12 protein-coding genes are annotated in these 12,527 nt (G+C 54.6%); 4 read left to right on the top strand and 8 right to left on the bottom strand.

Annotated elements, in window-relative coordinates; all coding sequences use genetic code 11:
* Window positions 1-55: 55 nt before the first annotated feature.
* Entirely contained in the window at window positions 56-610 is a 555-nt protein-coding gene (locus ACUN9X_RS11545; RefSeq protein WP_260039303.1) for a hypothetical protein, read from the top strand.
* Between the two features lie 98 nt (window positions 611-708).
* Here the strand turns inward: ACUN9X_RS11545 and ACUN9X_RS11540 are convergent, their stop codons facing one another.
* Together ACUN9X_RS11540 and ACUN9X_RS11535 are read right to left on the bottom strand one after the other, a co-directional pair.
* On the bottom strand, window positions 709-1,512 hold the full coding sequence (locus tag ACUN9X_RS11540; protein WP_260039305.1) for an ABC transporter permease: 804 nt from the start codon (window positions 1,510-1,512) through the stop codon (window positions 709-711).
* Window positions 1,509-2,129 (bottom strand): ABC transporter ATP-binding protein, encoded by a 621-nt coding sequence (locus tag ACUN9X_RS11535; protein ID WP_445473143.1) that lies wholly within the window; start codon window positions 2,127-2,129, stop codon window positions 1,509-1,511. The genes ACUN9X_RS11540 and ACUN9X_RS11535 overlap by 4 nt, the downstream gene beginning before the upstream one ends.
* 213 nt (window positions 2,130-2,342) lie before the next feature.
* Between ACUN9X_RS11535 and ACUN9X_RS11530 the strand changes: the two genes are divergently transcribed.
* Complete coding sequence (locus ACUN9X_RS11530; RefSeq protein ID WP_260039358.1) at window positions 2,343-3,752, top strand: TrkH family potassium uptake protein; 1,410 nt, start codon at window positions 2,343-2,345, stop codon at window positions 3,750-3,752.
* Here the strand turns inward: ACUN9X_RS11530 and ACUN9X_RS11525 are convergent.
* The 4 genes from ACUN9X_RS11525 to ACUN9X_RS11510 all read right to left on the bottom strand — a co-directional run bounded on the left by ACUN9X_RS11525 (window position 3,735) and on the right by ACUN9X_RS11510 (window position 6,590).
* On the bottom strand, window positions 3,735-3,956 hold the full coding sequence (locus tag ACUN9X_RS11525; protein ID WP_445473142.1) for a hypothetical protein: 222 nt from the start codon (window positions 3,954-3,956) through the stop codon (window positions 3,735-3,737). The two genes, ACUN9X_RS11530 and ACUN9X_RS11525, sit on opposite strands and share 18 nt — an antisense overlap.
* A gap of 80 nt (window positions 3,957-4,036) precedes the next feature.
* Window positions 4,037-4,702: an alpha/beta hydrolase gene (locus tag ACUN9X_RS11520; RefSeq protein ID WP_445473141.1), complete on the bottom strand. Its 666-nt coding sequence runs from the start codon at window positions 4,700-4,702 to the stop codon at window positions 4,037-4,039.
* Between the two features lie 38 nt (window positions 4,703-4,740).
* Window positions 4,741-5,382 carry an acyl carrier protein phosphodiesterase gene (locus ACUN9X_RS11515; protein ID WP_260039311.1) on the bottom strand — a complete coding sequence of 214 codons (642 nt, stop codon included), beginning with the start codon at window positions 5,380-5,382 and terminating at the stop codon, window positions 4,741-4,743.
* Window positions 5,383-5,396: 14 nt separating this feature from the next.
* Complete coding sequence (locus ACUN9X_RS11510) at window positions 5,397-6,590, bottom strand: 1-acyl-sn-glycerol-3-phosphate acyltransferase (RefSeq protein WP_260039315.1); 1,194 nt, start codon at window positions 6,588-6,590, stop codon at window positions 5,397-5,399.
* Between the two features lie 338 nt (window positions 6,591-6,928).
* Between ACUN9X_RS11510 and recQ the strand changes: the two genes are divergently transcribed.
* On the top strand, window positions 6,929-8,773 hold the full coding sequence (gene recQ, locus ACUN9X_RS11505; RefSeq protein WP_260039317.1) for a DNA helicase RecQ: 1,845 nt from the start codon (window positions 6,929-6,931) through the stop codon (window positions 8,771-8,773).
* Between the two features lie 8 nt (window positions 8,774-8,781).
* On the opposite strand, the gene ACUN9X_RS11500 is transcribed toward recQ, so the two are convergent.
* On the bottom strand, window positions 8,782-9,336 hold the full coding sequence (locus ACUN9X_RS11500) for a PaaI family thioesterase (protein WP_445473140.1): 555 nt from the start codon (window positions 9,334-9,336) through the stop codon (window positions 8,782-8,784).
* 239 nt (window positions 9,337-9,575) lie between these two features.
* On the opposite strand from ACUN9X_RS11500, the gene ACUN9X_RS11495 reads away from it, so the two are divergent.
* Window positions 9,576-10,502 (top strand): hypothetical protein, encoded by a 927-nt coding sequence (locus ACUN9X_RS11495; protein WP_445473139.1) that lies wholly within the window; start codon window positions 9,576-9,578, stop codon window positions 10,500-10,502.
* 98 nt (window positions 10,503-10,600) lie between these two features.
* Here ACUN9X_RS11495 and ACUN9X_RS11490 read toward each other — a convergent pair whose 3' ends face one another.
* Entirely contained in the window at window positions 10,601-12,490 is a 1,890-nt protein-coding gene (locus ACUN9X_RS11490; protein WP_445473138.1) for a methyl-accepting chemotaxis protein, read from the bottom strand.
* Window positions 12,491-12,527: the final 37 nt, after the last annotated feature.

Here is a 12,527-nt window from a genome sequence, read left to right as displayed (position 1 = left end):
AATTTAATATTGTTAATCTCTACACAGCGAAACTCTATTTCAAAAGGATATCAACATGCCTGCTTCAGCCTGCTCTTCACTGGTCCGCATGTTTGCGATTGCAGGCATGGCTGTGGTTTCGACGGCTTGTGCCACCAACGGTGGCATTACCGTGAAAGGAGCGGATGATGCTCTGAGCAAAAAGGTTGAAATCACCTCCAACATGTTTTTCCTGCCGGCCAACGGCTATCCGGATCCTGTTGATTATTATTTTGTAAGTAATATCGTCAAAGCGACCGGTGAAACCAACTATCAGATCAGCTATGCGGTCAATAGTGATAGCTGGAGAAACTGGGATACATTGACGGTTGATACAGGTGGCCAGACGTTCACGTCGAGCATTATCTGGACGGGTGAGGATATGAGCTGTACCGATTACGGCTGCCACTATGCCAAGCTGGGTACGTCGCCACTTTCCAGAGAGCAGCTTCAGGCGATTGCGAGTGCGACTGAACAGCCAGAGGCGTCAATTGGATCACCGAAAACCAGTGAGGCGCTGCCCTTCAAGTTGCTACCCCAGGAAGCACAGGAAGTGCTTGATCGGATCGAGGCAGTCAGTCCAACAAAATAATATCGTTTTCCGGGTGCCCGGTTGAGGCACCCTGCTCTCCCTCCTAACTCAATGCCTTGCCCCATCTTTGCTGCTACCCAGCTCTCGCTGGCAGTGCTTCATCGGCGTTCAGTGACGAGCCGATCGAGACGTAGGCGTTGACGATCATCGAATAAACGATGGCTTCCTGCGACAACTGCCAACACCGTGCCAAAACCTGAGCCAACAGTGACGGTGAGCATGATCAGAATCTGGTACTTCACGGCCAGCAATGGTGAGGTGCCTGCCAGAATCTGCCCCGTCATCATCCCGGGGAGACTCACTATACCGGCTGCAGCCATCGCGTTAATCGCCGGCATCATTCCGCTGCGCATGGCTTCCCTGCGGATATCGCCAATAGCTGAATCAGCCGTTTCTCCAAGCATCAGCCGGCTTTCGATAACGCCACGTTGCTGCCAGGCCGTTTCGGTCAGCCGGTCAAGGCACAAGGCGACACCCGTCATTGTATTGCCCAGCATCATACCGAGCAGAGGAATAGCGTACTGGGGTGAGTACCAGGGCGTCGGCCCAATTACGGCCAACGCAAAAATGGTGACCGAAAACGAGGACACAAACATAACGCCTGTGCCAATGCCGTAGGCCCACCAGCCTGCAAGGCGCCGCTTCTGACGAGCCATCACCTCCCTGCCCGCAAACAGCAACATCACTAGCGCAACGAGCGCGATCCAGAGCGGAGAGGTTGACGCGAAGAGCGACTCAAGAATCAATCCAACAAGGCTGAGCTGCACAAATGTACGCCCGCCCGCGATGATCAGTGATTTGCCAATCCCAAGCCTGAGGCAATGAGATAGCACACCCAGCATAAGCACAAGCGAGGCAACGATCGCCAGCTTCCAGGCTGGAAGTTCTATCGCTCCCATCATGACGCGAGCACCTTTCCATCCCGTATCTTCAGCTGACAATCTGCCACACGCTCAGCCTGCGCCGGGTCGTGTGCAACCCAGACAATAGCGATCGACTGTTCGATAGCAATCGCCCTGAGCCATTGTTCTATATGAATCACATTATCGGGGTCGAGATTCGCAGTCGGCTCGTCCAGCAACAACACCTCCGGCTTTCGTGTGATGGCTCTGAGTAGCGCCAGGCGCTGCTTCTCACCCGACGATAACCTGTCGATCTGCCACTGATCCGTGGCATCCGCGAGCCCCACTGCCCGGTAATCGACCTCTACTCCCTCCGGAAAATGATCAACAACCCGATCAAACCACCAATGGCTTTCAGCGGGTACCATCATCACCCTTTGGCGCCATTCCTGTGGCAGGCACTCAGACTGGTTTGTTCCGCGCCAATATATATCGCCACCGTGAGGTTCCAGGTCTGCAATCGCACGCAGCAGGCGCGACTTACCGGAGCCGGACGGACCTCCAAGTGTGGCGACGGCCCCAGCCGGCACTTCAAAGCTAATCCCTGCAAGCCCCCCAACCGAAACATCACAAAGACGAAGCGTAGCCGGCTGGCCTACATGGCGCGTTTGTTTCATGCTGGGTACCCATCCCATAATAAGACTCGACAACCGCGACGCATTGATCCCGATAATTGAATGCCATCACAATGCCTTAAAAAGTAGGCTAAGATTAGGTTTCTGCTCGCTAATTTACAGCGACGCGGATAAGCTTTCATCTCCAGTTTTCCAGCCTGAAGCGACGTTGCCTGAATGAAGAATCTCGCACCCGTCACATTTATTGTGAGCATTATGCTCGTGCTGCTTAGCATCTTCATGACGGTTCCTGTCCTGGCGCTCGGGGCCGAAGGAAGCCAGAACCCCACCGCATTCTCCTATCCTGCAGCTGCAATTATGGCGGTGGCACTCCTCGGGCTGTTTCTGACGCACGACAAACCACATCGGCTGCAGCCGCGCTTTATGTTCGTGCTGACTGTCAGCAGCTGGTTGCTGATCGCCTTGCTGTGCGCCGTACCGCTTTATCTCAGTAACCTTAACCTTTCCTGGACGGATGCGGTTTTTGAGAGCTTTTCGGGGATTACAACAACCGGTTCGACTGTCCTGAGCGGTCTTGATCTGATGTCCCCGGATATTCTGCTCTGGCGATCAATCATCCAGTGGATTGGCGGTATTGGCATTATCGGGATGTTCGTCGCGGTACTGCCATTCCTCGGCATCGGCGGAATGCGGCTTTTTTCGACTGAATCGTCGGAGTGGACCGACAAAGCACTACCCCGAATGAAAAGCCTGAGCCGTGGCCTTTTGTTTGTGTATACAGGTTTCACCGTGCTCTGCACGCTGGCTTACTGGGCGTCGGGGATGAGTTTTTTCAATGCCGTTAACCACGCGTTTACGACGATTTCGACCGGCGGCTATTCAACATCTGACAGCTCCATGGCGCAATTCGGATCCGAACTTATATTGCTGGAGGCGTCAGTTTTCATGGCCCTCGGTAGCATGCCGTTCTTTCTGTTTGTACGGGAGCTTCACGGCCAGCACGGCGTGCTCTGGCGCGACCAGCAAGTGCGCATGTTTCTGCTCATTCTTGTATCCGCAGCTCTGGTGCTCACGCTTTACCGGTTGTGGAACCACGAAGATCACCCCTTTCGCCTGTTCGTCCACGCGCTGTTCAATGTCACATCCATTGTAACCACGACCGGGTACGCGTCTGAGGATTATCAGCTTTGGGGGCCCTTTGCGGCCGTGGCTTTCTTTTTCCTTACATTTGTCGGCGGTTGTTCGGGATCAACCAGTGGCGGTATGAAGGTATTCAGGTTCCAGCTATCAGTGATGGTATTGCGTGAGCAGTTCAAGCGGCTGCTTCATCCCCGCGCTGTGTTGACCCGGAACTTCAACGGCAGAGCGGTGAGCGACGAAATCATCGCCTCGATGATCGCTTATGTTTTCATGTTTCTGATGAGTCTTGCAGCGATGACGCTGCTGCTGTCACTGATGGGAATTGATCTTACGACCAGTCTGACGGGTTCGTTGACGGCACTCACTAATGTGGGACCCGGTCTGGGCGAAACCATTGGGCCTGCGGGCAATTTCGCTATTCTGCCGGACATGGCCAAATGGGTACTGAGCATCGGGATGATATTGGGACGTCTTGAATTGCTTAGTGTGATTATTCTGTTCTCGCCATCATTCTGGCGTAGCTGAATCCGTTTCGACTGTCGAGTCTGACGGGTTCGGGCGGGCGTCATCGCGGGTCGCTTCTATCCGTTGCCGCCCCGAATCATCGGGTTCCAATGCCGTCATGAACAACACGCTCTTGGCCAAAGCTGATGCCGCGATCAACACAGCCGTGATCAGCAGGATTCTGCCCAACATCTGCTTTGCGGATGGTCGTTTGCTGAACGGCAAAGGTTCTTTCCTCCAGCTCCCCTTCCCGGCACGATCGCCGGGGCAACATCTTGCTTGCCCCCGGTCGTGCCTTGTTGGCTTCAGGCCAGTTTCAGATGCTTCGTTATAAACTGGCCAATATCCAGAATTTCCTCAAGACTCACACTGTGGTCCATTGGATAGGTCTTGTAACTCGCCTCGTACCCCATATCGGTCAGGGTTTGCAGGCTCAGGCGTCCCAGGCTTTCAGGTACAACCGGGTCATGTGTTCCATGATAGATCCGGATTGGTATCTCGCGATTGCACTCCGTCACCTGAATCGTTTTGGCGGTAGCGAAGTAAGTCGATAACCCCAGAATGCCGGCGAGTCGCTTGGAATAAGCCAGTGCAACCTGGTAAGCAACCGCACCACCCTGAGAAAAGCCAGCGACAATGATGCGCTCGCTGGGCACACCGCGGGCAATTTCTTGCTCGATCAATTCGCCGACTGCATCCGCCGAGCGCATCAATTGCGCCTCATCAACGGTGCGATCAATATCCATTGCCTTGATGTCGTACCAGGCCGGCATTCGCATACCGCCATTAATGGTGACCGGCAATTCCGGCGCGTGCGGAAATACAAACCGGACGGCAGCATCAGCCGGGAGCCGGAGCTCAGGTACTACAGGTTCAAAATCGTGCCCGCTGGCACCGAGTCCGTGGAGCCAGATGACCGATGCATTGGGTGATGGACGGGTTTCAATTTCTATCGTCTGGAGTTGGGTCACAGAAGCCTCTTCGCCGGTCATGTTGATAAGTTGAAAGGTCAGGAACCGCGATTGTAGCGAATCCAGTAAGGGGTCTCATCCCGGGGCTTATCCCGGGCAAGTTCTATGTTTCGCGCTTGAACATGGTGAATCAGTTCAGGGAAGAACCTCAGGAAATGAGCTTCGAGCTCATCGTGAAGAGGTTCGATTTCTTTGATAACGCCGCCGAACGCATTTTGGAAACGGATACGCTCTGCCACCCGGTCAAGCGCACTCCCGATATTGTAAAAATCGCTATACGCCGTGAACCAGTCATGACGGATAATCCGGCCAACAACCTGGGCCATGCTCGCAGGCATCAATGATCTGCCTTTATCGAGATCGCTATAGATCAATCGAATGAAATCATCAAAAGGCAGGCTGGAATATGTCGACCAATGCCGGATCAGAAAATGATCGTAGAGCACATCCAGGGCAATCCCGGAGAAGCGTCGGCGTTGTGACGAGAACAGCTCACGGGATTGCGCCACTTCCGGATGCCGGTCAGTAAAGGCATCGACAGCCCGGTGATTGGCCAGGCCCCGCTGTATATCAGGCGCCAGCTGGTCCGTTCTGACGCCCTTGGCAAAATCGCCCAACAGGTTGCCAACACGGGACTCGGTTGTCGGTTGTGCCAGAAACAGATGGGCCAGATGATTCATGACAGCCTCGGAACCTAAGGCTCGTCGGGATCCGGCAGAGTCGCATTGAACGCGCTGGCTACCGGGTTGGCATACATTGCCAGCAAGAACGGATGCAGTGCCTCATCTGCTGCCGCCAGGCGCCGTTCCAGCTCCGTGCGAGCCGCCTCAATCTCAACTTCAGAATAGGCTTCGGCCGTTTCCAGGGATTCCGGTACCTGGGGCGCTGTGAAATGGCTCAGACGGTGCACCTGGCTCAGGTCGTAGGCTGCAATATTGGAGGCATGCAGATGGTAATGCTGATGCATCTCGCGATCGATCCGGGCAGCAAGTGCTTTCGGTGTCTCGGGCGAATCCTTGATGGGCTCGCCAAAATGGACGTGCACATGCCCTTTGTACTCGGTAAGCCCCTGCACAATCTGTTGCGTGTCTTCGTCCGCCTTTTTTTCATAACTGCCGGTGCGCGCTCTCGCTTCAAGCTCGCGTGCTTTTGCGAGATCACAGGGATCATATTCATAGGCAATCGAGACAGGGACGATGCGCAGTGCGTTCATTGACTCGCTGAACGATACGCCGCTTTTCTTCTGGCTCATGTAGAACATCTTGATGATCGCCGGATCCGTGATATCCAGACCATCTTTCGCCCGCCCTTCACGCTGTGCAATCCAGATGCTGTGGTTATCCTCAATCGAGTGGTGGATAAACGCGGACAAGGTCTGGTAGGTATCCCGCATTTCCCGTGGGCTAGACATATTCCGTTTGACCACAAAGCTCTTGTTAAGTCGCATCATTTCGGCAAACAAACGGTTTTTCAGCAAGTTATCGCCAATAGCGATGCGGGTGGTGCCGAATCCGCTTCCGTGCAACAGATAATTCACCACCATCGGATCAAACACGATGTCCCGATGGTTTGAAATGAACAGATATGCACCATCCGGATCGAGCCCATCCAGGCCTGACTGCGACACATGGGAAGTGGTCTTATCAATCAGTTGGCTGACATACCCTGCAAGCTCTTCCTGCAGTGCATCAATCGACTTAACACTGCCAAATTGCCGCGCCATCCAGCGCTTCGTGAGAACACGAGCGACACCCGGGGCCAGTCTGGTGAACGTGGGCGCTTTGAAACGACCAATCAGGTCAAGGAACTCGCGATCATTGATCAAGCGGTCCAATGCGGCCGGAGCTTCGCTGTCTTTGTAGGGCCGAATCGCCTCGAATGCCTGCATGGTGTCCTTAAATAGACGTTTGGAATTGGCGCCATTGTAGCGCGCATTGCCAAGATTCGTAATTTTCGTGTCAGGGCGACACCTTCGCCCTACCTGCACCTAACCTCTTTGGAGGCCCTGCCGAGCCGGCCAAGTGCTCCGCATTGTACATATCTGAGAGGCTTATTGCCCAAATAAGCAGGCTGGTCGGTGCCCCGGATTTCCCAGGCCTGCCTTAAGCTTCCGGGAGGCGAATCTGGTATGATCTGCTGCGGTATTTTGTGGCATTTGTTTCCGGCACCTCCATTGCCTCGTATAGCCATCGACTCTTATTCACCGACACTCAGGTCTACCTATCCATGCCACCACTGGCTGCGCCCACATCGCCCAATCCCGACGCCCTTCGAGCCAAGTCAGCTGACGTACTGCACAAGGTTTTTGGCTTTGAGTCTTTCAGGGCCCTGCAGGGGGATGTCGTTGACGCGATCGTTCAGGGTCGGGACGCACTGGTGCTAATGCCAACCGGGGGCGGTAAATCCCTGTGCTATCAGGTGCCGGCGCTTGTGCGCCCCGGGGTGGGTATTGTGATTTCGCCTCTGATCGCGCTGATGCAGGATCAGGTAGCCGCGCTGAATCAGCTTGGAGTCCGGGCCGCTTTCCTGAACTCAACACTCTGGCCAGACGAAGCGCGGGATATTGAGAATGCCTTGCTCAAGGGCGAACTGGACCTGCTTTATTGTGCGCCCGAGCGGTTATTACAGCCCCGGATGCAACAGCTTCTCCATCAGGCACCTTTGGCCCTGTTTGCGATCGATGAAGCCCACTGCGTTTCCCAGTGGGGTCATGACTTCCGTGAAGATTATCTCGGGCTCGACATTCTGGAACGTGAATTTCCCGCTGTTCCAAGGATCGCGCTCACCGCCACTGCCGATGAGCGCACGCGCAAAGAAATTGCCACGCGACTTCACCTGACCGATGCACAGCATTTCATCAGCAATTTCGATCGTCCCAATATTCAGTACCGTATTGCCCAGAAGGACAATGCCAACAAGCAATTGCTCGACTTTATCAAGCAGGAACATGACGGTGATGCCGGCATTGTCTATTGCCTGTCTCGCAACAAGGTAGAGGCAACAGCGCGCCTGCTGAGCGATAAGGGTTATCGTGCGCTGCCCTATCACGCAGGCCTGCCGGCTGAACAAAGGGCTGCGAACCAGGAGCGTTTCCTGAGGGAAGACGGCATTATTATCGTGGCGACCATTGCCTTTGGCATGGGCATCGACAAACCGGATGTCCGCTTCGTGGCCCATCTTGATTTGCCTAAAAGCATCGAAGCCTATTACCAGGAAACCGGGCGCGCAGGCCGGGACGGCGCCCCTTCGACAGCCTGGATGGTCTATGGCTTGCAGGATGTCATCAAAATCCGCCAGATGCTTGAGGGCTCACCCGGCAACGATCAATTCAAACGGGTTGAACGCGATAAACTCAACGCAATGCTGGGGCTTTGTGAAATCACATCTTGCCGGCGTGAAATGCTGCTGCGTTATTTTGGCGATATTCTGGAAAAGCCTTGCGGCAATTGCGATACCTGCATTGAGCCACCCCAGACCTGGGACGGCACCGTGGCTGTTCAGAAAGCGCTGTCCTGCGTATTCCGAACCGGCCAGCGTTACGGGGTCAGCTATCTGATCGATGTCCTGCGCGGAGCTGATAACGAGCGAATCCGCTCTCAGGGGCATGACAAGGTCAGCACGTTCGGCATAGGTGAAGATCTGTCCTCTAACCAGTGGAAAAGCGTCTTTCGCCAACTTGTTGCCAATGGGTACTTGCAGGCGGATGCCGAAGGTTTTGGCGGCCTCGTGCTGACTGAGCTTTGCCGCCCTCTGCTGCGCGGTGAAACGACCCTGCAGCTGCGAAAAGACCCGGATAAAAAGCGAAGTAAACGTAATGGGTCGGGCAGCCGCAAGTTTGAAGTCAGTGATCCAGATGGATGGGAGGCGTTACGGGCGTGCCGTAAACAACTGGCAGATGATCAGGGCGTACCGCCCTACGTGATTTTTCACGATGCGACTTTACTTGAAATCCTGGAACGCCGGCCGCGGTCTCTGGACGCAATGGCCGATATCAGTGGTGTTGGCCAGGCTAAACTCGATCGTTATGGGCAGGCGTTTCTCGACACACTTGAATCGATTACGCCTGCCTGAACCTGACCTCATTCAAGCCCGGTAAATCCTTTCTTTTTTACGCGATAGTGAGCTGTGGAGCGGGCGACGATCTCGCCTGTTTCATCTCGCAACTCGCCGGTCAGCGTAAAGGCCGCCCTTCCAGTAGCATCCGATTCCTCACGGATTCTCGTTAACTCTGCATCGGTGAGGCTCATTTCAACAATGACGTCAGTGTCTGACGGTTTCAGAAATGCCAGTGTCATTTCTTTCAGGATGGGTACGTATGCCGGCCCAAGATCAAACAGGGTCAGAACCCCACCCGGGATCTCTGCGACCACAAAATAGGCCCCGGCATAGAGGCTGCCAAAATGGTTTTTGTTGCCTTTGATGGCGATTCGCGCCCGCACATAACCGGTCCGCACCTCTTCCACCGCAAACCGGTTTCGGGGCGCAAACGGAATAGCAGAGCCCACCAGCCGATTAACAAACGCATAGCCACCCCGTCGCTTTAGCCAGATAACCGGCTCGCTCAGTCCGTTGTCGGGGCCAAGTTCTGCTAACCAGTTCCCGGTTAAATCAATCATTCGGTCCATTATCTTCATGGATTTACCTTTCTTTACTTATTATGGGTTCAGCTAGCCCATTGCGGCGCTACAATAATACCAACAAGCTCTTGCTGTCACGGGCGCCACACGGTTTGGCAAGTCGCGCACTGAGCCTGGGTTTTCTGATGCATTGCATAGGATATGCTGCTTTGTCGCAAAAGGATCGATACAAACCGCTGTTGCTCGCTCGCTTGCCACAATCGGGCTGTTGGCGCCATTTTTGGCATTGTTCGTCTATGAGCATCCGGAATCGCCCTGCCCGCAATCGTTGGCGGCTCTTTTTGCTAACGGCGCTGGTGCTTTGGCTGCCCGCACACCAACCGCTCGCAGAACAGGTCCGCGCACTGCCGACCACCTCGGTGATCCTCTGGTATCGCAACTATGATAGCCCTGCGATCAAGGCATTGCTGGATCTGGCGCTCAGAAAAACACCCGAGTACGGCCCCTATCGCATCGTCCGCAGCAGCGACATGAACCAGGGCCGGGTCCTCAAAGAGCTTCAAAACGGAAACTCATCAGTCGTTCAACTTGCCAATGTCGCATCAAGCCCTGAACGTGAAGATGCGCTTCTTGCCATTCCCATTCCTATAGATGCTGGCCTGCTGGGCTATCGCGTCTGCGTAACGACCCGCAAGATGCTTGAGCGGTTCAAGGGAATCAATCGACTGGCTGACGTCAGGGAGCGCAATATCCGCTTTGGGCAGGGCCGCCACTGGCCCGATACGCGTATCCTCAGAGCAAATGGGCTGGATGTTGTGACCCACCCGCGCTTTGAAACGCTGTTTGACATGCTCGAAGCCGGCCGCTTCGAGTGCTTTGCACGCGGCGTAAGCGAAGTCGCCTTTGATCTTGAGCTCAAGAACAATCCGGATCTGGTGGTCGAGCCAGATCTTCTGTTCAGCTACATCATGCCGTCCTATTTCTTCGCAGCAAAACACGATCATGTTTTGGCGATGCGAGTGCAGCTCGGGCTGGAACGGGCGATCATGGACGGCAGCTTTGCAGTTTATCTGGATACCTTCTACGCCAAACCTATCGAAGACCTGAGTTTGTCATCCAGAACTGTTTTGCACTTGGGAAACCCATGGTTACCCGCCGAGCCAGGCGAGTTGGGCGACGAAGTCATGCAGCAAATGCGGATGCGGATCCAATTGGGTCAGTAATCAGTTTAACCTAGTAAACGACAAAGGCCCGGACAACGCTGTTCTTTCAGCATCGTCCGGGCCCAGTTGGTTAGGCCCTGGTTGAATACAGCGGCCCGCTATACCTTGAAGCGCGAGACGTTCCGTTGCAGGTTGCGCCCGATATCATCAATTTTACCGCTATAGACATCGTTTTCGCTGGCCGCTGCTGCAGCCTCCTGCCCCTGATCTGCAATCCGGTTGATTGAGGCATTCAGCTCTTCGGAGACCGATGTTTGTTCTTCGGATGCGGTCGCGATCTGAGTCGTCATATTGCTGATCGACGTAATCGCTTCAGCAATGCGGTTCAGAGAGTCCATTGCATCCTGAGCCTTCTCCATGCTGACGTTCGACACAGCTCGTGAAGCCTGCATCACGTTTACCGCGTTGGCTGCTCCTTTCTGCAGCCGGTCGATCATCGCGTTGATTTCTTCTGTGCTGTCATGCGTGCGGCGTGCGAGGTTGCGCACTTCATCGGCAACCACGGCAAAACCGCGCCCAGCATCGCCCGCCCGGGCAGCCTCAATCGCAGCATTCAGCGCCAACAGGTTGGTTTGCTCAGCAACACTCTGGATAACTTCGAGAATACTGTTGATGTCAGTGACATCCTGACCCAGGTGCTCAACCACGTCCGCCGCAGCGCCGATTTCCGATGCAAGACGTTCAACTGCATCACGAGACGCTTTAACAGTCTCCTGCGTCTGCTGAGCATCATGGTCCGCCCTGGTTGAGGCGTCAGCGGTTTGCTGCGCATTCTGGGCGATCTCGTTGGCAGCGGCAGACATCTCGTTGATGGCGGTCGCCACCATATCGATCTCTGTCTGCTGACCTTCGACGCTCTTGCGGCTGGCGCCGGCGGTTTGTTTCAGAGAACCCACAGCATCACTCAGCTCAATCGCACCGCGCTGAACGTCGCTCACCACCGATTGAACGTTCGTAATAAAAGCATTGAAGCTGGCAGCGGTCTGACCAAATTCGTCATTACTTTCCATTGCCAGACGCTGGGACAAATCCGCATCACCACTGGCGATATCAGCCATGGCGTCGCGCAGTGAATGCACCGGTTTCATCAGAATACGGATCGCGATATTCACCAAAACCAGTGTCAGCAATATCCCTACAGCCGCGATGATCACGCCCGTGATCCGCGCACTATGAATGGGCGCCATAATCAGATCGTCATTGGCAATCGCGCCCAGGTACCAGTCAACACCACGGGCGCCTTTGATCTTGTGGAAACTGACTCGCCAGTCGGCGTCTTCAAAACGGTAATTATTCACACTACCGTCAAGGCTGGGCGACTCGCCGATCAAGGTTTTAACCTTTTTCCCAATCAGTTTTCTGTTCGGATGGTAAAGAACGGTGCCATCTTTATTGATCAACATGGCGTAACCGGTTTCTGCGAGGGTTGCTTCGGCAAGAATCCGTTCAACACTCTCAAGCGTGATGTCACCGGCCACCACTCCCCGGTAATCACCTGACTTGACCGGAACGACCGAAGACAAAATCATACTGCCAGTTGAGACATCAACGTAGGGTTCGGTAAACGTCGCCCGGTTTGAGCTCAAGCCAAGCTTGTACCAGGGGCGAGTCCGGGGATCATAGTCATCCGGAAGAGTCGCCGCACTCTCAGCGGACGGCATCAGCGCGAACCCGTCAGCGCGCCCCACGTAGACATCCACGAATCCGCCACCTTTTGTTGATGATTGCAGCAGTGCTTGAGCCTGACGATCACTATCTGCGGATTCCAGCGCAACGGCGGTCGCTTCCGTAATATCCAGCCGACTATTCAGCCAGATGGCTACGCTCGCCGTATTCTGGGCAATAGCATCGTTTATCATCGCCTCGACATAGGTATCAGTGGTACTGACCAACCGCCGATCGCTGATAAAAGCGTAAACAGCAATAATCACAACCAGAAGCGCCGCAACAGCGGTTAGCAGCTTCTGGCCAAAGGTAAAATTGCGCATGAGGAGCATCCTGACGGAGAGTTTCGTTATCTTGGAT

The sequence above is a fragment of the Marinobacter sp. V032 genome (assembly GCF_052645435.1).
Note: the sequence above shows the minus strand (reverse complement) of the source record. Positions and strands in the feature narration are given on the sequence as shown.

Bases quoted from the DNA above. Each gene is read 5' to 3' on its own strand.
- ACUN9X_RS11545 (WP_260039303.1), top strand. From the start codon at position 56: ATGCCTGCTTCAGCCTGCTCTTCACTGGTCCGCATGTTTGCGATTGCA.
- ACUN9X_RS11540 (WP_260039305.1), bottom strand. From the start codon at position 1,512: ATGATGGGAGCGATAGAACTTCCAGCCTGGAAGCTGGCGATCGTTGCC.
- ACUN9X_RS11535 (WP_445473143.1), bottom strand. From the start codon at position 2,129: ATGAAACAAACGCGCCATGTAGGCCAGCCGGCTACGCTTCGTCTTTGT.
- ACUN9X_RS11530 (WP_260039358.1), top strand. From the start codon at position 2,343: ATGCTCGTGCTGCTTAGCATCTTCATGACGGTTCCTGTCCTGGCGCTC.
- ACUN9X_RS11515 (WP_260039311.1), bottom strand. From the start codon at position 5,382: ATGAATCATCTGGCCCATCTGTTTCTGGCACAACCGACAACCGAGTCC.
- ACUN9X_RS11510 (WP_260039315.1), bottom strand. From the start codon at position 6,590: ATGCAGGCATTCGAGGCGATTCGGCCCTACAAAGACAGCGAAGCTCCG.
- recQ (WP_260039317.1), top strand. From the start codon at position 6,929: ATGCCACCACTGGCTGCGCCCACATCGCCCAATCCCGACGCCCTTCGA.
- ACUN9X_RS11500 (WP_445473140.1), bottom strand. From the start codon at position 9,336: ATGAAGATAATGGACCGAATGATTGATTTAACCGGGAACTGGTTAGCA.
- ACUN9X_RS11495 (WP_445473139.1), top strand. From the start codon at position 9,576: ATGAGCATCCGGAATCGCCCTGCCCGCAATCGTTGGCGGCTCTTTTTG.
- ACUN9X_RS11490 (WP_445473138.1), bottom strand. From the start codon at position 12,490: ATGCGCAATTTTACCTTTGGCCAGAAGCTGCTAACCGCTGTTGCGGCG.